Here is a 24023-nt window from a genome sequence, read left to right on the forward strand (position 1 = left end):
CCAATCATTCCAGCCCTGTCATCAGAAAATCTTTTTATGGTTTTTCAATTTATTAACGATTTAGCGCCCTTAGCGCACGCTTCATGACGATTTCCCACTTGCCATCGGCGCAATAAAAGAATAAAAATACAAAAATATCGTATAAATATGCAAAGAGGTTTGGCCGTGAAGGAACGTAGTACAGAGCTGGTGCAAGGATTCCGTCACTCAGTCCCCTATATCAACGCCCACCGCGGCAAGACGTTCGTCATCATGCTCGGCGGGGAAGCCATCGAACACGAGAATTTCTCCAACATCGTCAACGATATCGGGTTGCTGCATAGCCTGGGCATTCGCCTGGTGGTGGTTTACGGCGCGCGGCCGCAGATCGACGCCAATCTGGCTCAGCATAACTATGAGCCGATCTACCACAAACACACCCGCGTGACCGACGCCCATACGCTCGAACTGGTCAAGCAGGCCGCCGGCCTGCTGCAGCTCGACATCACCGCTCGGCTGTCGATGAGCCTCAACAACACGCCGCTGCAAGGCGCGCATATCAACGTAGTCAGCGGCAACTTCATCATCGCGCAGCCGCTGGGCGTTGATGACGGCATCGACTACTGCCACAGCGGCCGCATTCGCCGCATCGATGAAGACGCGATCCACCGTCAGCTCGACAGCAACGCCATCGTGCTGATCGGCCCGGTCGCGGTTTCGGTCACCGGCGAGAGCTTCAATCTGACTTCGGAAGAAGTCGCGACTCAGCTGGCGATCAAACTGAAAGCGGAAAAAATGATCGGTTTCTGCTCCTCGCAGGGCGTGACCGACGCGGAAGGCAACATCCTTTCCGAGCTGTTCCCCAACGACGCGCAAAAGCGCCTTGAAGAGCTGGAGGAAGGCGGCGATTACCATTCCGGCACCGTGCGCTTCCTGCGCGGCGCGGTGAAAGGCTGCCGCAGCGGCGTGCGCCGCAGCCACCTGATCAGCTATCAGGAGGACGGCGCGCTGGTGCAAGAACTGTTCTCACGCGACGGCATCGGCACCCAAATCGTGATGGAGAGCGCCGAACAGGTGCGCCGGGCGACGATCAACGACATCGGCGGTATTCTGGAGCTCATTCGGCCGCTCGAACAGCAAGGTATTCTGGTGCGCCGTTCGCGTGAACAGCTGGAGATGGAGATCGACAAATTCACCATTATCGAACGCGACAACCTGACCATCGCCTGTGCGGCGCTGTACCCGTTCCCGGAGGAAAAAATCGGTGAGATGGCCTGCGTGGCGGTGCATCCCGATTACCGCAGCTCTTCGCGCGGCGAGATGCTGCTGCAGCGGGTGGAAAATCAGGCGCGGCAGATGGGATTGAAGAAGCTGTTCGTGCTGACCACCCGCAGCATCCACTGGTTCCAGGAGCGTGGCTTCACTCCGGCGGAGGTCGACGTGCTGCCGATGCAGAAGCAGGCGTTGTACAACTATCAGCGCCGCTCCAAAATTCTGCTGGCGGATCTGTAATCCCTGTGGGCGCGGCCGCTACCGCGCCCCTTCATCGCTTATTCCGTTGCCTGCAGCCGTTCAGCCAATCCGCTGCGGCGCTGGGTCGGCATACGAATGGCCCGCAGCAGCACCGCCTCCGTGGCATACAGCGAGAGCTGCTTACGCGCACGGGTGATCGCGGTATAGACCAATTCACGCGTCAGCACCGGCAGGAAGTGATTCGGCAACACCAGCACCGTATGGTCAAACTCCGATCCCTGAGATTTGTGCACCGTCATGGCATAGGCGGTTTCATGCGCCGGCAAACGGCTCGGCTGCACCGACTTGATGCTTCCATCAGGCAGTTGGAAATGCACGCGCAGCTCGCCGCGCTCATCCGGCAGCGTAATGCCGATATCCCCATTGAATAACCCCAGCGCGCTGTCGTTGCGGCCGATCATCACCGGCCGCCCCCGATACCAGCGGCCGAGCACGCCCGGTTTGCGGTCGATCAGACCGGCGCGCTGCAGCCCGAGTTCAATACGTTCATTCAGGCCGGCAACGCCGAACGGCCCTTCACGCAGCGCGCACAGTACCTGGAAGCGGCTAAAGGCGGCCAGCACCGCCGCCGCATCCGCGCCTTCGGCAGTCAGCCGCAGATAGTCGCGATAGCCCGCCACGCAGGCATCCAGCAGCGCCTGATACTCTTCGCTCGTCGCCAGCGCATAGCCCGCGACATCGCCGAAACTGCCGTTTAATGCCGCCAGCGCGCGATCCCCCGCACCGGCGTTGACCGCCAACGCCAGCTGACCGATGCCGGAACGGGCATCGAAACGGTAGCTCTTGCGCAGCAGACACAGGCTGTCGCGCACCGCCGCTTCCGCATCAGCCTGCCGCCCTGCGAGCGAACAGCCGGTCAGGCGGCTCAGCTCTGCGGCACGCGCATCGCTGTATCCCTGCTCGGCAAAACGGCAAATGTCCCCCAGCACCGCGCCGGCCTCCACCGAGGCCAGCTGATCGCGATCGCCGAGGAAAATCACCCGCGCCCGATCGGGCAGCGCGGCAATCAGGCGCGCCATCATCGGCAGATCGACCATCGAGGCCTCATCCACCACCAGCACATCCAAATGCAGCCGGTTGCCGCGGTGATAGCGCATGCGTTGACTGTTCGGCTGCGCCCCCAACAGGCGGTGTAACGTCGCCGCCTCGGTCGGGAACAGCGCCTGCTGCGCCGGGGTCAACGCCAGCTGACGGCTGGCGCTGCCAAGCGACTCCGTCAGACGCGCCGCCGCCTTGCCAGTCGGTGCCGCCAGCTGAATGCGCAAGCGCGCGCTTTCATCCAACTGCACCAGCGCCGCCAACAGCTTGGCGACGGTGGTGGTTTTACCGGTGCCCGGCCCGCCGGAAATGACCGCAATGCGCCGCGTGGCGGCTACCGCGGCGGCGATCTTCTGCCAATCGGGTTCGTCGCTCGCCGAACCGAACAAGCGGTCGAGAATAGTGCGCAGTTCAGCCTCCGGCACCGCCAGCGACTCGCCTTCGCCGCCGATAAACGCCGCCACTTCACCTTCGTTTTGCCACATGCGCTGCAGATACAAGCGCGGCCCGCGCAGCACCAGCGGCGTAGCGCTACTGCCGTCCCCGACCGCCGCGCTGGCCGCCAGGCGCTGCTGCCAACGCTCGCTATCCGGTCGCCCGGCCGCCTCCCACAGCGCCAGCGCCAGCGCCGGTTGGCGCCCTTCAAACAGCGTATCCGCCTGCAGCTGCTCCAGCATCAGACAGACGTGACCGGCCCCCGCCTCTGCGCTCAGGCAGGCGGCAGCCAGCAAAATATCGGGCTCGTCTTCGTTCGCCACCACGCGGGCGAACTGCACGTCCAGCGGGCGCAACACGCCAAGCGCCACCGCCTGCTCCAGCAGTGCGATCATGATCCATCCTCCGTCGCAGCAGCCTCGCCGCTGAACAAGCGATCCATCCCCGCCACCAGCTCAAACTCGGGAAGACAGGTGAAAATGCCGTTGCCCGGGTGCGCCGCATCCACGCCGCGCAGGAACAGATAAATCACCCCGCCGAAATGGCGCCGGTAATCGTAATCCGGCAGCCGATGACGCAGATAACGGTGCAGCGCCAGCGTATACAGCTGATATTGCAGATCGTAACGATGCTCCGCCATCGCCTGCTCCATCGCCGGCCGGGTATAGGCGCTGCTGTCTTCCCCTAACCAGTTGGACTTGTAGTCCAGCAGGTAGTATTTGCCCTGCCAACAGAACACCAGGTCGATAAAGCCTTTCAGCATGCCCTGCACCTGATGGAAATCCAGCGCCGGGCAGCGAGCGGAAAGCGGATCGTAACGCTTCACCAGAGCATCGAGACCCTTCGCCTGCAACAACTGATTAATCGGCAAATAGAACTGCAGCTCGGCCTGCTTATGCTGCGGCGTCAGCGCCGCCAGCGTCACGCCGCTGCCATCGAGCGGCGTGTTGAGCAATACCTGCATCCACGCCAGCAAAATCGGCTGCCAGTGTTCAGCGAACCCTTGCTGCTGCAGCTGTTCCAGCAGCCACTGTTCGTCGAGCGGCTGGGTGAAGTCCAGCGTTTCAAACAGGCTGTGCAGGAAAGTGCCGGGCGTTGCGCCGCGCGGGAAGGTATGCGGTGTAAGCGCTGGCTCACTTTCTTCCCCGCGCTCACCGGCTGCGTCGATATCCAGACGCGGCAGCAGATCCTGCATCAGGCTCGCACCGTGCTGCTGCAAACCGGTATAGCTGGTCACCCGCCAAAAATCCTGGATCCGCCGGGTAAAGCTTTTCGCCGCCAGCGCTTCGGCCAACGCCGTCTGGGGCTGCCAAGGCGCCTCGTCCGGCGATTCAACCAGCGACAGCGCAATGCCGCCACCCGCCAATTGCTGCAGGCGCTCCTGCAGATACACGGCGTCGCCGGGCTGCCCGCCCTGCACCAGATAGCCCAATGCGCTGCGGTGCAGATCGGTATCGCCCTGCTTCTTGCGCGTGCCCTGGAACAACGGCGCGATGCCGATGCTGCAGTGGTACACCGAGCGGGTCAGCGCCACGTACAGCAGACGCAGGTCTTCCGCTAACCGCTCCTCCTCCGCCCAGGCCTGGCTCTCTTCATTGGCGTCGAGGTCCAGCAACGCCTGGAAACTGTGGCGATCGTGATACAGCGCCTGCTGCTGCTGGCGGAAGTTGCCGACGAACGGCAGCCACACCAGATCGAACTCCAGCCCCTTGGACTTGTGGATCGTGATCACCTGCACCAGATGCCGGTCGCTCTCCAGCCGCAGCTGCTGATTGTCGGACTGGCGATTAGGCTGGGCGATCTGCTGCGCCAGCCAGCGCACCAGCGCATGCTCGCTGTCGAGCTGCGCCGCCGCTTCTTGCAACAGCTCCCCCAGATGCAGCACGTCGGTCAAGCGACGCTCGCCGCCGGCGCTGGCCAGCAGGTTCTCCGCCAGTTGGCGCGCTTTCATCACCTCGCTCAGCATCGGCAACACGCCGCGGCGCAGCCAGAGCGTGCGGTAATTGTCGAATTCATTAACCAGCGCGTCCCAGGCGCGCTCATCGCGGCTCAGGCCGTCCAGCGTCGGCGCGTCCAGCCCCATCAGCCCGGTGGCCATGGCGCTGCGCAGCGTACGCTCCTGCTCCGGTGCCAACACCGCCTGCAGCAACCACAGCAGGTCTTTGGCCTCCGGGGTGTCAAACACGCTGTCGCGGTTGGACAGGTAGACCGACGGGATAGACAGCGCGCTCAGCGCATCGCGCACCAACGCCGCCTCATTGCGGCTGCGCACCAGCACCGTGATATCGGAGGCTTGTACCGGCCGTGACGCCTTGCCGCTCTGCAGCCGCGCCAGCCCCTGCTGCCCGGCGCTGAGCCAGTCGCGAATTTGCGTGGCGCACAGGCGCGCCATCAGCTGTTGGTAATCACTTACACCCACGCCTTCTCCCTGCTGCAGCCAGAACTGCATCGCCGGCTGCGGCGTGCCGTGCAATTCAAACGCCAGCCCTTGGTTCTTTTCCGCCGCGTTAACCTCAATAAAGGGGATTTGGCCGAACAGGAAAGGTTTTTCTACCTGAGAAAACAGGTGATTGACGCTGGCGACCATCGACGGCGACGAGCGCCAGTTGGTCTCCAGCGTATAGTGGGCGCTCACCTCTGAACGCGCACGCATGTAGGTAAAGATGTCGGCGCCGCGAAAGGCGTAAATCGCCTGCTTGGGATCGCCGATCAGCAGCAGGCCGCAATCGGGCCGGCCGACGTAAAGTTTTTGGAAAATACGGTATTGCTGCGGATCGGTATCCTGGAATTCATCGATCATCGCCACCGGATAGCGCTGGCGGATCGCCTGCGCCAGCTGTTCGCCGCCGCCGCTTTGCAGGGCGCCGTCCAGCCGGCTGAGCAGGTCGTCAAACCCCAGCTCGGCGCGCTGGCGCTTTTCCTGCTGAATGGAAGTGCGGATCTCGCTGAGCGCGCGCGCCATGATCAGGTCGCGCAGCGTCAAGGGTTCATCGAACAGTTCGTCTATCGCCGTGAACAGCGCATGACGCGGCGGCTCGCCCTTCTTGGTCTTCTCCAGCAGCACCGACTGGCGAAACTTGTCCAGCTCCTTCGGCAGTTGGTAATCCTGGGTCTCCTGCCCGCTCCATTCGCCGACCTTGTTCAGCCAGTTCGGCAGGTGTTTGCTGCTGTAGCTGCGCTTATCGACGCCGGACTGGGCGATTAACGCCTCCAGATCGCCCGCCGCCGCCCGCCATTGCGCCTTGATGGCGTCGATGCGCGCGACGATCTGCTCGTGGCGCATCAGGACGGTTTCTTCGTCCTTCGGCGGCCGCCGCAGCGCCGGCGCTTCACCGTGCAGATAGCCGGAGAGATCGGCCAGCAACGCTTCCGGGCCGCTCCACTCCTGGCTGACCGCACGCGCCACGCCCAGCGGCAACGGATAGCAGTGGCGACGCCAAAAGTCGGCACAGGCCTGCCGCCGCAGCGGCAGCTCGTCCTGCACCAGCGTTTGTTCAAACAACATGCCGGACTCGAAGGCGTTGTGCGTCAGCATCCGTTGGCAAAAGCCGTGAATGGTGTAGATCGCCGCTTCGTCCATTTGCCGCTCCGCCGCCAGCAGCTGTGAGGCGGCGTCGCTCAAATCGTCAATTTCTTCCATCAGCGCCGAAAACAACGGGTTGACGCTGACACCGCGCACGCAGGCGATGCGCAGCCCGTGGATATTGTCGCGGATGCGCCCGCGCAGCTCCTCGGTGGCGGCCTCGGTAAAGGTCACCACCAGGATTTCTTCGACCGTCAGCGGGCGGGGAAACGCCGCGTCACCGCCCAACCCCAGCAGCAAGCGCAGGTACAGCGCGCCGATGGTAAAAGTTTTGCCGGTGCCCGCCGACGCTTCTATCAGGCGTTCGCCGAACAGCGGCAACGACAGCGGCTCCAGCCTCTGCGGGGCAATTTCCGTCATGGTGTTGCCACTTTACGCGGCAAAATCTGCTGCAATGCCGACGCGTTCGGATAGGTGACCCAATCCTTAGGCGCCGCGTAATCCGCCTTGTCTTGCCCGCTGCCGCTAACCTGCGACAGCACCGCCAGCCCCTGTGGCTGGATCACCGCCTGGTGGAAATAATCCGCCAGTTTGGCCGGCGTCAGCTGTTGCACCTGCGCGATCAGTTTCTGACGAGTATCGAAGGCGAAGTTGCCGCGATCGAAATCGTTGGCGAACCGGCTGGCCTCTTCGCTCAGAGTTTGCGGCCGCTGTTTCAGCTCATTGATGAGCGCCTGTTTGTACTGTTCAAAGTCCGCCTCGCTCATGTCGCGCAGGCGTTTCTCGGTTTTCGGGTAGAAATCCTGATAGCGCTGGTACAGGTAGGCCGGCTGTTTGCTGTTGCTCTGCAACAGGAAGCCCACGCCCCACTGGCGCCCCACCGACATCGGGAAAGCGAAGACCGCGTACCCCAATTGCTCCTGCGTGCGCAGCTGGCTGTAAAACCACGGCTGAATAATCTGCCCCAGCAGCGAACTGTAGGCCATGCCGGTCACTTCGTCGTAGCCGGTCGGCACATAAACCGCCGCCAGCGCCGAGTCAGTGCTGCTGCCCACCTGTTGCAGGTTGGCCAGATGATCTTTGTCCACCACCACGTCTTCGCCGTGCCACCATTCGCTCCCGGTACAGCCCAGACGATGTTTCAGCGTCGACGCCAACGTGTCGACCTGCTGCTTGCTCATGTTGCCCACTACCAGCAGCTCCGGCGTGGCCTCGGCCAGCAGGCTGTCGCGATAGGCCAGCACGTCTTTCAGCGTTAACGTCTTCAGCACTTCGCGGCGCTCGCTGCGTTCGGAATACGGCACGCGGGAAACCATCTGCACCGGCTGAATGGCCAGCTCAAACGCCTTGCCCTTCTCGGCGGCGTCCAGCTGCTCCAGATACCAGGACTTGGCCTGCGCCAGCTGATCTTCCGTCGGCGTGAAGCTGGAATAGCCCTCGATCAGCGCCGTCAGCAACTGCGGCAGACGTTGGGTGAAACCGTTGGCGTTAAACATCAGGCCGTTGTTCGGCGAGGTCGAGAAGCTCAGCCCACCGACCGATGCCTGATAGCTCAGCTGATCCAGCGCCAGGCCGGCCAGATAATCCGTCAGCGAGAACAGCACCTGATTGCGCGCGGAATCCATGGTTTTGGCGTTGCGGAAAGCGACGGTGACGTCGGCCTTCGGCTCGTCGGCGAAGTAACGACTCGGCATGTACAACACGCGCAGGCCGGGTTTATCCACCACCATTTCCGGTTTCTTGAACTCGTGCGATGGCTTGGTCAGGGTAAAGTCATCCGGGATGTACGGGTTGAGCGCCGGCAGCGACAGGGAAATGCCGCTCTCCAACTGCTGCCACTGCGTAAAGCGCTGCGGCGTGATTTTGTCGACTTGGTAAGGCGCGTTAACGAAATAGGCCGTCTTGTTGTGCGGTTCATCCGGGCTGACGAACCAGATGCGCGCGTTTTGCGGCGTCATGGCGTCCAGGCGTTCGGCGATCGCCTTTGGATCATAACGGTCGGCCAGGTAAGGCGCGTCCAGCGCATGCTCAACCGGCACGCGCAGCATGGTGTCCACCAGCCATTCGATGTAGTCCATGTCGCGCGTGATCGAGGGATAGCGGAAGTCCAGGTTCAGAACATGCGAGATTTCATCGAAGTAGCTCTGCTTGATGCCCTCGCTGCGCAGCATTTTCAGGTAGTTGAAAATGGCGGCGACGACCTCATCGCGCTGGGCCAGGCCTTTGTCAGTAAGTGAAACGCTGATGGCGAAGACGCCGCCGTTGCGATCCACCATCGGATCGGCGCCGGCATTGATGGCGTCCGCCAACCCTTGCTTCTGCAGCCAGTCAGACAGGGTGTTTTTGCTGCGGTTGCCGATCAGGTAGCTGATGTAGGTATCGGTTTTGCTGCGAAACGCGGCGCTGTTGTTATCGATGCGGAACTCGACCTTCAGCTGCTTGCGCGGCTGCGCCGGCACATAGTGAATGATGATGCCCTGCTGTTCCGGCGTGACGGCCGGCACGGTGATCGGCGGCACGCTGGCGTCATGATTCGGCACGCGGCCAAAGGTTTTCGCCGCAATGCCAGCCAACTGCGGCAGCGACTGATTACCGTACAAAACGCCCATCATCAGATTGGCGGAATAGTAACGCTTATAGAAGCCGGTCAGTTCATCGTGCAACTTGCTGTCCGGCTTGTCTTTCAACGTATCGAGATTGCCGCCGGAGAAGCGCGCGCTCGGGTGCGCCGGGTTCAGGGTTTCCGCGCCGACCTGCGCCATGCGCATGCCGTCGCGCGAACGCGCCATCGTTAACTCGGCGTTCACCGCGTTACGCTCGCGATCGGCATTGCCCGGATCCAGCAGCGGCTCGGCAATGGCGTCGGCCATGCGGTCGACCGCCGGCTCCAGCGCGTCATTTTCCACTTCCAGATAGAAGGCGGTGCGATAAGAGGCCGTGCTGGCGTTGTGGCTGCCGCCGTGCTTTTTCAGGAATTCGGACAGGTTTTCCGGCTCTGGATAGCGTTTGGAGCCCATCAGCACCATATGTTCCAGATAGTGCGCCAATCCCAGTTGGCTGTTCGGATCTTCGAGCGATCCAACCGGCAATGCCAGCGCCGCCAGCGATTTCGGCGCCTGGGCATCGGACACCAGCAGCACCGTCATGCCGTTAGCCAACTTGATCGCCTCGTACTGACGCGGATCGTGCTCGCTCTTGTTGATCTTCTCCGCCAGCGGTTGCCATCCTTGTGCGGCCCAACTCAACGGCGCCCAACACATAGCCAATAATACCAGCCCGGTGATGCGGGCCAACTGTCTGCGCATATCCAAAATAAACCCCTATTCTGACATCGCCACGCCCACTCCCTGACGCTGGCGACGTACATCAAAACCACATAACCAAATCTGTACTCGCCGGATTCTTCGCCAATGTGGCGCCCCAAAACGCGGCGGGTATATGCCTGTACGTTATGTAAGACCGGGAATCACCCCAATGGTTGAATATAACCTTCGTTATTTTTACCACCTCCCGCCGCACAGCACCACCGGGGGATTGTTACCCCAGGTTATGACGCGCCACCGGCAGCAGATAACGCTCTGTTTCGGCCAGTATTTGCGCTAAGTATTCATTATCCAATTGGCGGAACACTCGCTGAACGTAGGGATCTTCCCCTTCTCCGGGAATGCGCTGATCGCCCTGCCAGGCCTGCAGCAATTTGGCGCGAGCCTTTGTTTGCGCTTCTTCCTCCCAGTCGATTTGCTGTGTTTCCGGCTGATAGCACTGACTCAGCCACGCCCAGCCGCTCTTGTTCAGCAACAACAGCGGCTGACACAGACCGCGCTGATAACCCGCCAGCAGCTCCGCCAACTGCGCCTGCGCCTCTTCAGGCGCCAGCGCGGCAAAGCGCCAGGCGGAGTTCTTGCGGCCGTAGATGCGGCTCTCGCCGGTGCCGCCGGCGCGGCAGTACACCAGATGCTCCAGCCACAGCAATATGCCATCCACCGCCGACAACGTGGCGGGCCGCCAGCGCAACAGGCCGTCATCCTGCACCTGATGCAGCCAGCCGCTGAGACGTACGCCGGCAATATCGATATCCAATTCCAGGCTATGGCTCTCTGCGCGTTCCGCACGCACCTGCTCGGCCAGTTCGCTCATCTCTTCCTGCTGCTTTTGCCAATAGATCTCGCCAAAGGCGCCATAGGGCAAGCCGCCGGCGGCACGCACCCGCTGGAACAACCGTTCGGGATCGTCGCCGTCGATCAGGGTATTCAGCAGTTGGCTGTTGAACTGGTAGCGGCTGAGGTTATCCAGCGTGAAGGGCTCTTCGTCCGGCAGCTCAGTCTCTTCCAGGATAAAACTGACGCCCAACCGCAATTGGAAAAACGCGCGAATCGGATGGCGGTAAAACCGCAGCAGCTCATCCAATGATATTTGCTGCAGCGCTTCGGCAGGCAGCGGCTGGTTGAACGCCGGATGCGCCGCACCGCGACCATCTGCGGCGGGCAGCCACTCGGCGGCATAGCTTTGCGCCTCCGAGCCCGGCAAGAAATTCTCGGCGGCGAACGGCATGCGCGCATGCCACTTCAGCAAGTGCTCACCAACCCGCCGGGCGCTGTCGTCTGCGCTGAGTTCCTCATCTCCCGGCAGGCAATAGCTTTGCTCCAGGTACTCAAGCAGCTCAGTGACCAGCACAGAAGGGTAGCGCGGGCTGTTGTCCTGAATGGAACGGCCGATGAAGCTGATATATAGCCGCTGCTGAGCGGACAGAATCGCTTCCAGGAACAGATATCGGTCGTCATCGCGGCGGCTGCGGTCGCCGCGCTTGACCTGCTGCGCCATCAGATCAAAGCCCAGCGGCGGCAGCGTGCGCGGATACACGCCGTCGTTCATGCCCAGCAGGCACACCACCTTGAACGGAATCGAGCGCATCGGCATCAGCGTACAGAAGTTGATTTGCCCGGCGAGGAAGCGCTGGCTGATGCGCTCCTGATCGAGGCGCGCCGCCAGATCGTCGCGCAGAATGGTCAACGGCACCTCATCGGGATAGCGCGCCGCCAAGCCAAAATTAATGGCCTGCTGCCACTGCTGCTCAATCAATGCCAGCACCACTTCGGTATCGCTGTCCGCTGCGAAGAAGGCATCCAGCAGTTGGCGGCACAGCGGCAGCCACGCCTCGAGCGAGCGCGCTTCGCTCAAGATTTGCCGCCAGTGGCTGAGCTGCGCCAGCAGGTCTGCCAGTTGCCCCGCCAGTTCGGCGACCAACCCGCTCGATTCATCGTAAGGCAAAATGCCCTGCCAATCGCCGGCGTTGCTGTCCATCGCGTAACCGAGCAGCATGCGCGTAATGCCGAATCGCCAGGTGTGCTGGCCGGTGGCGGGCAGATCCAGTTCGCGCACGTTATCGTCGTCCAGACCCCAGCGCACGCCGGATTCACCGACCCAGTGACGCAACAGGCGCAACCCCTCTTCGCCAATGGCGAAACGGGCGGCCAGGGCAGGTACTTCCAGCAGCGCCAGCACCTGTTCCGACGTAAAGCGGCTTTGCGGCAAATCGAGCAGGGAGATGAACGCCTGCAAAGCCGGATGCGCCTGGCGCGCTTTACGGTCAGAAATGGCAAACGGCAGGTAGCGCTCGGCGGGGGCATTGCCGAACACCGCCTGAATGTAAGGCGTGTAGCTGTCGATATCCGCCACCATCACGATGATGTCGCGCGGCGTCAACGCGGGATCCTGCGCAAGCATGGTCAGCAGTTGATCGTGCAGCACCTCCACTTCCCGCTGTGGGCTGTGGCAGGCGTGCAGGCTGAGGGAGCGGTCGTTTTCATCAAGCGGACGTTTGCTGAAGCTGCTTTCCAGCGTTTCCGCGGTAATACCGATTACCGCATGGTCTTCCAGTTCCAGCATATCGCGCTGAACGGCGTGCAGCATGGTATCGGCCGGGATATCGACAAAGGCGTCGACCTCTTGCGCCCCTTCCATCTGCGACAGCAGGTAAAGGTGATCGCGCCCCAGCTTGCCCCAGGAGGCCAGCAGCGGGTTGCTGAGTTGCTGCTGCCCTTCGGCGTCAAACAGGCGCGCCGCGTCATCCGGCTCGCGGAACAGCCCTTGCTCGCGCGCCTGATGATAGTGACGACGCTTGCGGCTCTGCAAGCGGGCCAGAAAGGCGTAATCCTGAATATCACCCCAATAGTAGCGACAGGGGTTGGTGAACATCAGGTGGATGTCGATATGCCGCCCCAGCGCCTGCAGCGCTTCCAGATAGATCGGCGGCAATGCCGAGATGCCGCAGATAAACACCCGCGGCGGCAAACCGGGCGGGCACGTTTTTGCCTGCTCCAGCGCGTGGATAAAGCGGCTGTACAGATTGGCGCGGTGCCATTCCGGCTGCCCCAATTCGCGCGTGTATTCCACCAGTCGCGCCCAGAGCGGCGCCTGCCATTGCTGAGCCTCCGCCAGACCGTCGATGCGCTCGCCGCGCTGCCAGCTCTCCAGCCACTGCGGGCGATAAACCAAATATTGGTCGAACAGGTCGGCGACCCGGCCAGCCAACTGGTGGATTTTGCGCTTGTCGCCGTCATCGGTCAGATAGTGCTGCAGTGGCGCAAACGCCGGCTGAGTCAGCATCTCCGGTAACAACCACATCAGCTTCCAGGTCATGGCATCCTTGCTGAAGGCGCTCTCTTTCGGAATATCCGGCAACACCCGGGTGAACATGTCCCAAATGAAGGTCGCCGGCAGCGGAAACGCGACATTGGCGGCGATACCGAACTGTTCCGCCAGCTGCATCTGCAGCCATTGCGCCATACCGGGGCTTTGCACCAGCACCACCTCCTGTTGAAAAGGATCGGTCAACGGATCTCTGGCTATCAGCGCGCTGGTCAGCGTTTTCAACAAATCCAGCTGATTGGAATGATAAACCGTGAACATGAAGACTCCTTTAAAACAAGATACGTACCGGCTCAAAAACGGGTGCAATACCAGCGGCTCAGCGTCGCCCACTGCCGTTGCGGAGTTTGTACTCTGACCGTCAATCGGCGGCAATCCGCATCCGCGCCGTCGAACGCCGTCTCGCGTCGCCAGCCTTCCGGCAGCGGTTCGGCATCGAGCCGACCGGTGACTGCGAACGCCTCCAACTGCTGATGCGCCATCACCCAGGCTTGCCGGTAGTGCCACTGGCGCTGGAACGACTGCAACAGCACCTGATGATACTGTAACAAGCCCAGCAGCGACACCGAGAACAACAATGCCGCCACCAACACTTCCGGCAGGCTGAAGCCGTTGCGGGATAACCGCCCTGCGCGAGCGTTAACCCTCACAGTCGGCCGGCCTTTTCTCGGGGCAAAAATCCAGCCGGCCGCCCGGCTGCGCTTGCACCCTGCCGACCGATTCCGCACCGTCAAACGCGCCCCATTGATACAGCCAAAGCGGCTCACCGCCGCGCATCTCCCCAAGGCCGCGTACCGTCACGACGCCCGCTCTGGCAGACAGCCGGGCGCAGGCCGTCAGTTCCGCGCGCTGCCTGCATAACCAGGCCGCCGCACTCAGCTCGGCGCGCGGCCAACGCTGGAGCATGCCCCAACTCAGCGCCGATGCGGCCTGATTGTAAGCCTGGAGGTAGCGCTGCTGATCGGCGGCCAGTAACAGCGCGTTATCCAATTGCCGGTGCTGGGCATTGAGCAACATCAACCCCAACGCCAGCAGCAACATTACCGCCGCCAAAGTACTGCCACCTCGCTGGCTCCGCCGGTTCATGGCAACGCCGCCATTTCGACGCTCCCGCTCAGGCTGCGCCTGATACGCGCATCGCCGACAGAGCGCCCCGCCAGAGTCAAACGGGCCAGCGCACCGCCATACTCCCCGCGCTCTATCGCCACATGAAACCGCTCAATGCGCACTTCGTCACGATCGAGCAGCCGCTCCCAGCCGCCGCCGTCGCATTGGCTTACGCCGCGCTGCCCTTCCAAGCCGCCATTGCGCAGCCGATAGCCGAAATAACCTGCATCCTCGCCCGAGGTGAGCCATTGCCCACTGCGGGTGATATCGTAAGCGAAGATAACGCAGCTGCCCGCCGCTTCTCCCACCGCCTGGCCGATCAGCAGCGGGCGGCCGGCGCACTGCCCGGCACAGAAACCGGCGCGGCGCAGGTCTTTCTCGATGCCGAACGCCAGTTGCCGCAGCGTTGACTCCAGCCGAAAATGCTGGCCGACGGCCACGTTTTGCTGGCGCAACAGCGGGTAGGTTTTCGCGGCGCCGAGCGCGATCACGCTGCCGAACACCAGCGCCAACATCACCTCCGGCAAGGTAAAACCGCGTTCTACAGTCAGCATGGCGCGATCCCCCTTATCCGGAGCCCTTCGCTGCACAAACGCAGCCGCCCTCGGGCGGACAGCACTAGCCGCAGGCCGCCTGCCTCGTTGCTGAGCAGGATGTGCCCCGCCTGCGCGGTATTGCGCAAGCCGTAAAACCCGATCTCTTTGTCGGTGTAGCCGCTCAAAACGACGTCGCGGTAAGACGGTGAGAAAACGGAACCCTCGGCGGAAGCGCAATCCGGCGGCGGCACACCGCCGCCCAGGCACCAGGGCGTGCCGTTCTTGAACCACAGCAGCGTCGTGCGGTTGCGCCAGTTGGCGTCCGCCTGCAGTCGCAGTAAAAACGCCAGCAGCTGTTGGGCAGTATGTTCCAGGCGCAACGTTTGCTGATGGTGACGCCATTGACCGACGCCCCAGCCGGTGAGCATGCCGGCGATCAGGAGCGCAGCCAACAGCTCAATCAGCGTCATGCCACGCTGGCGGTGATCGATGTTCGAGAGCGTATTTTCATTCATGCGGCCAGTTTAAGGGCCGTAACAAGGCGGTAAAGCCGCATGCGCAAGCCTTGCGGCAAACTGCGCAATGTTTTCCCTGTAGCGACAAATGGCGACAATAAAATGCGGCGCGGCGCGCAATGCGGATAAAAAAAGGGGCGCAATCGCTGCGCCCCTGGTGTGATGCGGTTAAGGTCAGATCGCGACCGGCGCCTTGATGGCCGGGTGCGGATCGTAACCTTCGATCTCGAAGTCTTCGAAACGGTAATCGAACAGCGAAGCCGGCTTGCGTTTGATCACCAGCTTCGGCAACGGACGGGGTTCACGCGTCAGCTGCAGCTTCGTCTGTTCCATATGATTGCTGTACAGATGGGTATCGCCACCGGTCCAGACGAAGTCGCCGACGTCCAAATCGCACTGCTGCGCCATCATATGCACCAACAGCGCGTAGCTGGCGATGTTGAACGGCAGGCCGAGGAAGACGTCGCAGGAACGCTGGTACAGCTGGCAAGAGAGCTTGCCGTCCGCCACGTAGAACTGGAAGAACGCGTGGCACGGCGCCAGCGCCATCTGGTCCAGCTCACCGACGTTCCAGGCGGAAACGATGATGCGGCGCGAATCCGGATCTTGTTTCAGCTGCTGGAGCACGTTGCTCAGCTGATCGATCTGACGACCGTCCGCCGCGCCCCAGGCGCGCCACTGCTTGCCGTACACCGGGCCGAGATCGCCGTTTTCATCGGCCCACTCGTCCCAAATGGTGACCTTGTTGTCACGCAGATAGGCGATGTTGGTATCGCCGTTCAGGAACCACAACAGCTCATGAATGATCGAACGCAGATGACATTTCTTGGTGGTCACCAACGGGAAACCTTCCTGCAAGTTGAAACGCATCTGGTGGCCGAAAATCGACAATGTGCCAGTGCCGGTACGGTCGGCTTTAGGGGTGCCCTCGGCGAGCACCTTGTTCATCAAATCCAGATACTGTTTCATTTGTCCCTCACGACAGTTGTTGCTGCGGGCGACGACGGTACGCCCAAATCATCATAATAACACCGGCCACCACCATCGGGATGGACAGGATCTGCCCCATGCTGATCACGCCGTCGAACAGGCCAAGCTGGGCATCCGGCTGGCGGAACGCTTCAACGATGATGCGGAATGCGCCATAACCGATCAGGAACAGGCCCGATACGGCACCCATCGGCCGCGGCTTGCGGATGAACAGGTTCAGAATGATAAACAGCACCACGCCTTCAAGCAGCAGTTCATACAGCTGGGACGGGTGACGCGGCAGCACGCCGTACTGATTCAGCAGCGGCAGCAGAGAAGGGTCGGCGGCGGCGAGCGCCACGTCTTCGCTGCGCGAGCTTGGGAACAGCATCGCCCAAGGGGTGTCGGTGGTCACGCGGCCCCACAGTTCACCGTTGATGAAGTTGCCGAGGCGGCCGGCGCCCAGGCCGAACGGGATCAATGGCGCGATAAAATCGGAAACCTGGAAGAAGGTGCGCTTGGTGCGGCGAGCGAACCAGAACATCACCAGAATCACCCCCATCAATCCGCCGTGGAACGACATGCCGCCATCCCAGACTTTAAACAGATAGAGCGGATTATCCAGGAACAGCGGCAGGTTGTAGAACAGCACATAGCCCACGCGGCCGCCGACGAATACGCCCAGGAAACCGGCGTAGAGCAGGTTTTCCACTTCGTCCTTGGTCCAGCCGCTGCCCGGCTTGTTGGCGCGGCGCACCGCCAGCCACATGGCAAAAACGAAGCCGACCAGATACATCAGGCCGTACCAATGCAAAGAAACCGGGCCAATGGAGAAAATGACCGGATCAAATTTAGGAAACGCCAGATAGCTATTGCTCATCTATCACCACAACATGTCTGTTATTTTTCCCCATGCGGGGGCGGGCAGGTGCCAAACGTCGGCGCAGGTTGTCACACGCCTTTCAAACGGCAGCGTTGACCGCTGCGGTTTGCAAGACGACGAACATGCGTCGCGCTGAGGTTGCGCATCATAACATAGGCTTAGCGCGGTCCGGGCCGGCAGCGCGGGAAAAGTTCTGTAAAAAAATCACATCGCGCGGCGATTATCTGCCGCCGCGAATCAACCCGCCCATGCCGCGTCGTTCCATAAACGCCGCCACCAGATGGCGCACTTCGGTGGTCATTTGGGTGTTCAACACCCGGTGCGCCAACACTTCCGCGTCGGCAAGGTCGATATGCCGCAGCAGGTATTTGATGCGCGCCACGCTGCGGCCGTTCATGCTCAGATTGCGATAGCCCATGCCCACCAGCAACAGCGCGCCCATGGGATCGCCGGCCAACTCACCGCACAGGCTAAGCTGCAGCCCGGCTGCTTTCCCCTGCTCGGCGATCAGCTTCAGCACCTGCAGCATCGCGGGATGCAGGCTGTCGTACAGCGAGGCTACCCGCGTGTTGTTGCGATCCACCGCCAGCAGGTACTGGGTCAAATCGTTGGTGCCGACCGAGATGAAGTCGACGCGCCCGGCCAAATGCGGGATCAGGAAAATCATCGACGGCACTTCCAGCATCACGCCGATTTTCGGTTTCGGGATCGCGTAGCCAAGCACCTCTTCCACCTCGCGCCCGGCGCGGTCAATCAAGCGCTTGGCCTCATCGACCTCTTCCAGGCTGGTGACCATCGGCAGCAAAATGCCCAGGTTGCCGGTGCCGGCATTGGCGCGCAGCATAGCGCGCACCTGTATCAAAAAGATCTCCGGCTGATCCAGAGTGATGCGGATGCCGCGCCACCCCAGGCAAGGGTTTTCTTCGCTGATCGGCATATAGGGCAGTTGCTTGTCGGCGCCGATATCCAGGGTGCGCAGCGTAACCGGCTTGCTCGGATAGAGCTGCAGCATGCCTTGATACTGCGCGACCTGTTCTTCTTCGGACGGGAAACCGCTTTGCAACATGAACGGGATTTCGGTGCGGTACAACCCCACGCCATCCACTCGGCCGCCCAACAGCTGTTCATGTTCCGGGCTGAGGCCGGCGTTCAGCATCACCTGAACGCGTTCGCCGCTTTTCAACTGCGCCGGCTGCTCGACGTCGTCTTCCGCCAGCTTGCTCAACTCCAGCTCTTCGCTGATCAGCCGTTGGTATTCCTGCACCAACACCGGCTCAGGATCGACCAGCAGTTCACCGCGATAACCGTCGACGATCAGCAACCGCTGGCTGAGCAGAGAAGGCTGGATGTCGGCGCCCATCACCGTCGGCACGCCCATCGCACGCACCAAAATCGCCGCATGCGAGTTGGCGGCGCCGTCGCGCACCACCACGCCGACCAGGCGATCCTGCGGCACTTCGGCCAGCAATGTCGCGGTCAGCTCATCTGCCACCAGCACAAAACGCGCCGGCCACTGGGTGGCGCCCTGGGTGGTGTCGTCGAGGTGGAACAGCAGGCGTTGGCCCAGCGCGCGCAGGTCGCTGCCGCGCTCGCGCATATAGGTGTCCTGCAGTTTGGCGAACTGTTCGGCAAAGGCTTCTATCACCTGCTTCACCGCCCACTCCGCCACCGAACCGTTGTCGATTTCGGCGAACAGTTCGCGCTTGAGGCGAGCGTCGTTTAACAGGTGAGAATAAAGATCGAAGATCGCCGCGCTCTCTTTTTGCGAGCTGGCGGCAAAACGCTTGCTGAAACGGCGAAACTCCGCGCCGGCCTCTTCCAGCGCCAGCGTCAGGCGCTCGCGCTCGCTGGCGGTGTCCAGCGTCGACGCGCGGTAAACCTGATCGAGCGAAGGCTGGCTGCTGTCCTGCCACCCTTCCGCCACCGCCACGCCGGGCGAGGCCGCCAGCGCGCGCACGCGCGTTTGGCGATACTGACCGAAAATGGCGTTGAGCTGCGACTGTGACAGGATCCCGGCCATCTGCGTGGCCAGGGTGACCATGAAAGACTCTTCGCTTTCATCGAACTGGCGCAGCTCGCGCTGCTGCACCACCAGCACCCCCAGCAGTTGGCGCCGATGAATGATCGGCACCCCGAGGAAGGATCGGAAACGATCCTCTTTCACCTGCGGAACGTATTTAAAACTGGGGTGGCTTTGGGCATCGGCCAGGTTGATAGGCTCGGCTCGGCGGCCGACCAACCCGACGACGCCCTCGTCAAACGCCAATGCGATAGTGCGCCCACGCGGCTTTTTCAGCCCGCGCGTGGCCATCAGGTAGTAACAGCGGCGATCGTTGTCCGCCAGGTAGATGGAACACACTTCGGTGTCCATCGCCAGACAGGTTTCATTGACCAGCAGATCCAGCGCATCCGTCAGACTGGCCGCCGCGGCCACCTTCTCTACAATTTCTCGCAAGCGCGTGAGCATAGTCGGCTTAACTTAACCTCTCTTTCGGCGATAAGCGGGGGCCTGCCGCGGCGCCGCCTGCTCTTGCATCGGCATCACGGTCACGGCGAATTCTTTCATCACCCGGCGGTAGACGTCGCGTTTGAACGACACCACCTGGCGCACCGGATACCAGAAGCTCACCCAGCGCCAACCGTCGAACTCCGGCGTGCTGCTGCGCTGCATATTGATATCAGCGTCATTGCACAGTAGCTGCAACAAAAACCATTTTTGCTTTTGGCCGATACAAACCGGCTTTGTGTCCCAACGCACCAAACGTTTCGGCAATTTATAGCGCAACCAGTTGCGGGTCGAAGCCAGGATGCGCACATCCTTTTTACTCAGCCCCACTTCTTCGAACAGCTCACGGTACATCGCCTGCTCCGCAGTTTCGCCAGGGTTAATCCCACCTTGGGGAAACTGCCAGGAGTGCTGACCGTAACGGCGGGCCCATAGGACCTGCCCCTGACGATTACAGATTACGATACCAACATTCGGGCGGTAGCCATCATCATCGATCACCGGACTACCTCGATAAGCTTAAATTCGCATAGATGTCCTGATTGTTTCACACAAGCTACAGGCGGTAAACCACTGCTTTACGGCGCTGCGGGCCGGATAACATTGGGATAACTCACAGATATAGGCAAAGTTATAAACATACCCCAGCCTTTCAGACCGGTTTTATTCACTTTTTCTGTGGATAGGTGTGTGCAGAACTCGAGGGATAAGCCGGTAAAACTCTCGCCCCCTAAAATCCCCCCTCATACCTAAAAACAAATATTAAACTTAAAAACATACAGTTAACCAATATCCCACAGTGATTTACAGGGCAAAAATGTGATCTATGCACGGTAAGGATCTTACCCTGGCGAAAGATCCACCAACGCCGTTTTTATCCACAGATTATCCGGGCAAGTTACGCACAAAACGGACAAATTCGTAAAAATCCGCCTGAGTCAAGGCTGTAAATTGAACCAGTGATCGGTAAAAATTTGGGTTATCCCATAAATCTGTGGATAAATAGGTGTAAGATCCTGTTTATTGTCGGTGGCTTCAGGTGAACAAGCCCCGCAAGTGCATTGTCGCCCGCGCAAGGAAAGAAAAAAAGTCATGTAAAATCATGCTACTATTATTCTTTTCCCCAGGCGACTGGGGTTAGCGTTTCCCGTGTATCTATGCAGTACGTTTTTCAACCAAATTCGACAGGCTTGATTTATGGCGTTTTTATCCCCTCTGCCGCCCCCGCCGGAAAATGAACGGCAGCTGTTCGAGCGCGCTCAGGCGCTGGCCGGCTTCAGTTTTGGCGAACTGGCCGCCCGCGCGCAGTTGCCGATCCCCAAGGATCTGAAACGCGATAAAGGCTGGGTGGGCATGCTGCTGGAGCTGTACCTCGGCGCCATGGCCGGCAGTAAACCGGAACAGGATTTTCCTGAGCTGGGCATTGAGCTGAAAACCATTCCTGTCGACGCCGCCGGCAAACCACTGGAGACCACTTTCGTCTGCGTCGCCCCGCTCACCGGCAACAGCGGCGTCACCTGGGCCAGCAGCCACGTTCGCCACAAGCTGGCGCGCGTGTTGTGGATACCGGTAGAGGGCGAACGGCAAATCCCTCTGGCGCAGCGCCGCGTCGGTTCGCCGCTGCTGTGGAGCCCGAGCCTTGCTGAAGAAGAGATGCTGCGCCGCGATTGGGAAGAGCTGATGGATCTGATTGTGCTCGGTCACGTAGAACGCATCACCGCACGCCACGGCGAAGTGCTGCAACTGCGCCCCAAAGCGGCCAACAACAAGGCGCTCACCGAAGCCATCGGCGAACAGGGGCAACCTATCATGACGCTGCCGCGCGGTTTCTATCTGAAAAAGGGTTTTACCGGCGCGCTGCTGGCAAGACATTTCTCAATCTAAGCGATTTCGTTTAACTCTGGTTTAGCTAGCCCTGTCAGCGCCACGATAAACGCGTATAATTCACGCTTTGCATTTATTAAGTATTAAGGTGTGTCGGGCAATGTTCGAATGGATTATGGATCCCAATGCCTGGTTAGCGTTAGGTACGCTAACCATTCTTGAGATCGTACTGGGTATTGATAACATCATTTTTCTGTCGCTGGTGGTGGCGAAGCTGCCCAAAGCGCAACAGAACAAAGCTCGCCGAATGGGCTTGGCCGCCGCCATGCTGATGCGCCTGGCGCTGCTGGCCTCCATCGCCTGGGTGATCCGCTTGACGCACCCGCTGTTCACCGTGCTGGATCACGCCATTTCCGCCCGCGATCTGATCCTGCTGCTGGGGGGACTGTTCCTGATCTGGAAAGCCAGCAAAGAGATCCACGAAACCATCGAAGGGTCGGAAGAAGAGCACCACACCAAGGTGCACAGCTTCTTCGGCGCGATCGTACAGATCATGCTGTTGGATATCATCTTCAGTCTGGATTCGGTGATTACCGCCGTGGGCCTTTCCGATCACCTGTTCATCATGATGGCGGCGGTGGTGATTGCCGTCGGCGTGATGATGTTCGCCGCCCGGCCGATCGGCGAATTCGTCAATCGCCATCCGTCGGTGAAAATGCTGGCGCTGGCGTTCCTGATCCTGGTGGGCTTCACGCTGATGCTGGAAAGCTTCCAGGTGCACGTGCCGAAAGGCTACATCTACTTCGCCATGTTCTTCTCCATGTCGGTAGAAGCGCTCAATCTGATGCGCAGCAAGAAAAATCGTTCGCCGGAATAACCCTGCGCGGAGGCCGCCATCGGCGGCTTCCGCCGTTTCGTTGCCCCCTCATTTCAGTTTTTCTTATCAGATAAAGACTTATCTGAGACGTCCCCGGCCAAGAGTTTGCTAATCTTGAAAGAATATTGTTTTTGCATAATCGAGGATCCGCAGGATGAAAAAGTGGGTAATGGCAGTGTCTGCGCTAGTGATGGCGGCCGGTTTGGCGGGATGTTCCAGCGACTACGTCATGGCGACCAAAGACGGGAACATGATCCTGACGCAAGGCAAACCGGAGATCGACGAAGACACCGGACTCATCAGTTATAAAGACGAGAAAGGCAACCACCGCCAGATCAACGGCGATCAGGTTTCCCAGGTTATCGAACGCTAATCACCGCTCGCCGGCTATCGCCCGTTCAAGCGCGGTAGCCCTCATTCGTCTCCGCACTGAATCCGCTTCCCCCATCTTCACCGCTTGGTTATAGTCAGGAAAGGCGACATCGCCGCCCGACGGACTTTGCGCCGTCTTCTGAATTGGGCTCCTGTTTCACCGGGCCGCGCGGCCCGTCAGCGCTAACAAGAAAGGAAGGCCGTTAATGCAATACCACCGTATTCCCCACAGTTCTTTAGAAGTGAGCGTGCTGGGACTGGGCACCATGACCTTTGGCGAACAGAACAGCGAAGCCGACGCCCATGCGCAACTGGACTATGCATTGGCCGCAGGCGTGAACCTGATAGACACCGCCGAACTGTACCCGGTGCCGCCTCGCCCGGAAACCCAGGGCCTGACCGAGAGCTATATCGGCAGTTGGATCAAGGCGCGCGGCAATCGCGAAAAAATCGTCCTGGCCAGCAAAGTTTCGGGCCCGGTACGCGGCACCGACAGCAGCATCCGTCCGCAGCAGGCGCTGGATCGCAAAAACATCCGCGCCGCGCTCGACGCCAGCCTCAAGCGGCTGAACACCGATTATCTCGATCTTTATCAATTGCACTGGCCGCAGCGTGCTACCAACTGCTTTGGCAAACTCAACTATCAATACACCGAGGACAAAGCTACGGTCACGCTGTTGGAAACGCTGGAAGCGCTGACCGAGCAGGTGCGCGCCGGCAAGATCCGCTATATCGGGGTTTCCAATGAAACGCCCTGGGGCGTGATGCGCTACCTGCAGCTGGCGGAGAAACATGAGCTGCCGCGCATCGTGTCGATTCAAAACCCGTACAGCCTGCTGAACCGCAGCTTTGAGATTGGCCTGGCCGAGATCAGCCAGCACGAAGGGGTGGAACTGCTGGCCTATTCTAGCCTGGCGTTCGGCACCCTGAGCGGTAAATACCTCAACGGCGCAAAACCGGCCGGCGCGCGCAATACGCTGTTCACCCGTTTCAACCGTTATTCAGGGCAGCAAACCCAGTTGGCGATCGCCGAATACGTGGCGCTGGCCAAAAAACACGGGCTGGATCCTTCGCAGATGGCCTTGGCCTTCGTGCGTCAGCAGCCATTCGTCGCCAGCACTCTGCTGGGCGCCACCTCGGTGGATCAGTTGAAAATCAACCTCGACAGCCTCGACGTGATTCTGGATGAGGACGTGCTGCAGGCGCTCGAAGAAATCCACACCCGGTTTACCATTCCGGCGCCTTGATAGCCTGAGGGCGCAGCCTGGCTGCGCCCCG

17 protein-coding genes are annotated in these 24023 nt (G+C 60.7%); 5 read left to right on the plus strand and 12 right to left on the minus strand.

Going from position 1 to position 24023, the window contains the following annotated elements:
• Positions 1-165: 165 nt before the first annotated feature.
• Positions 166-1491 (plus strand): amino-acid N-acetyltransferase, encoded by a 1326-nt coding sequence (gene argA / locus GT753_RS20575; RefSeq protein ID WP_031300600.1) that lies wholly within the window; start codon positions 166-168, stop codon positions 1489-1491.
• A gap of 38 nt (positions 1492-1529) precedes the next feature.
• On the opposite strand, the gene recD is transcribed toward argA, so the two are convergent.
• The 12 genes from recD to rppH form a co-directional block, all read right to left on the minus strand.
• Positions 1530-3380 carry an exodeoxyribonuclease V subunit alpha gene (recD, locus tag GT753_RS20580; protein WP_160125896.1) on the minus strand — a complete coding sequence of 617 codons (1851 nt, stop codon included), beginning with the start codon at positions 3378-3380 and terminating at the stop codon, positions 1530-1532.
• Entirely contained in the window at positions 3377-6928 is a 3552-nt protein-coding gene (gene recB, locus GT753_RS20585; protein ID WP_160125897.1) for an exodeoxyribonuclease V subunit beta, read from the minus strand. The genes recD and recB overlap by 4 nt, the downstream gene beginning before the upstream one ends.
• Positions 6925-9813 (minus strand): pitrilysin, encoded by a 2889-nt coding sequence (ptrA, locus tag GT753_RS20590; RefSeq protein ID WP_015378913.1) that lies wholly within the window; start codon positions 9811-9813, stop codon positions 6925-6927. Before ptrA ends, recB begins: the two co-directional genes overlap by 4 nt.
• Before the next feature lie 232 nt (positions 9814-10045).
• Positions 10046-13417 (minus strand): exodeoxyribonuclease V subunit gamma, encoded by a 3372-nt coding sequence (gene recC / locus GT753_RS20595; RefSeq protein WP_075686104.1) that lies wholly within the window; start codon positions 13415-13417, stop codon positions 10046-10048.
• Positions 13418-13449: 32 nt separating this feature from the next.
• Positions 13450-13806, minus strand: coding sequence for a prepilin-type N-terminal cleavage/methylation domain-containing protein (locus tag GT753_RS20600; RefSeq protein WP_015378915.1), 357 nt, complete (start codon positions 13804-13806; stop codon positions 13450-13452).
• Positions 13796-14242, minus strand: coding sequence for a YgdB family protein (locus GT753_RS20605; RefSeq protein WP_015378916.1), 447 nt, complete (start codon positions 14240-14242; stop codon positions 13796-13798). The genes GT753_RS20600 and GT753_RS20605 overlap by 11 nt, the downstream gene beginning before the upstream one ends.
• Positions 14239-14817 carry a prepilin peptidase-dependent protein gene (locus GT753_RS20610; RefSeq protein ID WP_160125898.1) on the minus strand — a complete coding sequence of 193 codons (579 nt, stop codon included), beginning with the start codon at positions 14815-14817 and terminating at the stop codon, positions 14239-14241. Before GT753_RS20610 ends, GT753_RS20605 begins: the two co-directional genes overlap by 4 nt.
• Entirely contained in the window at positions 14811-15314 is a 504-nt protein-coding gene (locus GT753_RS20615) for a prepilin peptidase-dependent protein (RefSeq protein WP_015378918.1), read from the minus strand. Before GT753_RS20615 ends, GT753_RS20610 begins: the two co-directional genes overlap by 7 nt.
• Positions 15315-15488: 174 nt before the next feature.
• Complete coding sequence (gene thyA / locus GT753_RS20620; protein WP_015378919.1) at positions 15489-16283, minus strand: thymidylate synthase; 795 nt, start codon at positions 16281-16283, stop codon at positions 15489-15491.
• Between the two features lie 7 nt (positions 16284-16290).
• Positions 16291-17163: a prolipoprotein diacylglyceryl transferase gene (gene lgt / locus GT753_RS20625; protein ID WP_015378920.1), complete on the minus strand. Its 873-nt coding sequence runs from the start codon at positions 17161-17163 to the stop codon at positions 16291-16293.
• Between the two features lie 223 nt (positions 17164-17386).
• Positions 17387-19633 carry a phosphoenolpyruvate--protein phosphotransferase gene (gene ptsP / locus GT753_RS20630; RefSeq protein ID WP_015378921.1) on the minus strand — a complete coding sequence of 749 codons (2247 nt, stop codon included), beginning with the start codon at positions 19631-19633 and terminating at the stop codon, positions 17387-17389.
• Between the two features lie 12 nt (positions 19634-19645).
• A complete protein-coding gene (gene rppH, locus GT753_RS20635) occupies positions 19646-20173 on the minus strand; it encodes an RNA pyrophosphohydrolase (protein WP_004931849.1) in 528 nt (175 codons plus the stop codon).
• 696 nt (positions 20174-20869) lie between these two features.
• Between rppH and mutH the strand changes: the two genes are divergently transcribed.
• From mutH to GT753_RS20655, 4 genes are all read left to right on the plus strand, one after another.
• On the plus strand, positions 20870-21556 hold the full coding sequence (mutH, locus tag GT753_RS20640) for a DNA mismatch repair endonuclease MutH (protein WP_004931848.1): 687 nt from the start codon (positions 20870-20872) through the stop codon (positions 21554-21556).
• Between the two features lie 100 nt (positions 21557-21656).
• The gene (locus GT753_RS20645; protein ID WP_004931845.1) at positions 21657-22373 is read left to right on the plus strand and encodes a TerC family protein; all 717 of its coding nucleotides are present in this window, start codon (positions 21657-21659) and stop codon (positions 22371-22373) included.
• Between the two features lie 154 nt (positions 22374-22527).
• A complete protein-coding gene (locus GT753_RS20650) occupies positions 22528-22746 on the plus strand; it encodes a YgdI/YgdR family lipoprotein (RefSeq protein WP_004931843.1) in 219 nt (72 codons plus the stop codon).
• 205 nt (positions 22747-22951) lie between these two features.
• Positions 22952-23992, plus strand: a complete 1041-nt coding sequence (locus tag GT753_RS20655; protein WP_015378923.1) for an NADP(H)-dependent aldo-keto reductase — start codon at positions 22952-22954, stop codon at positions 23990-23992.
• Positions 23993-24023: the final 31 nt, after the last annotated feature.

The organism is Serratia sp. Z4, from assembly GCF_009900725.1.
Lineage (GTDB): Bacteria > Pseudomonadota > Gammaproteobacteria > Enterobacterales > Enterobacteriaceae > Serratia > Serratia nematodiphila.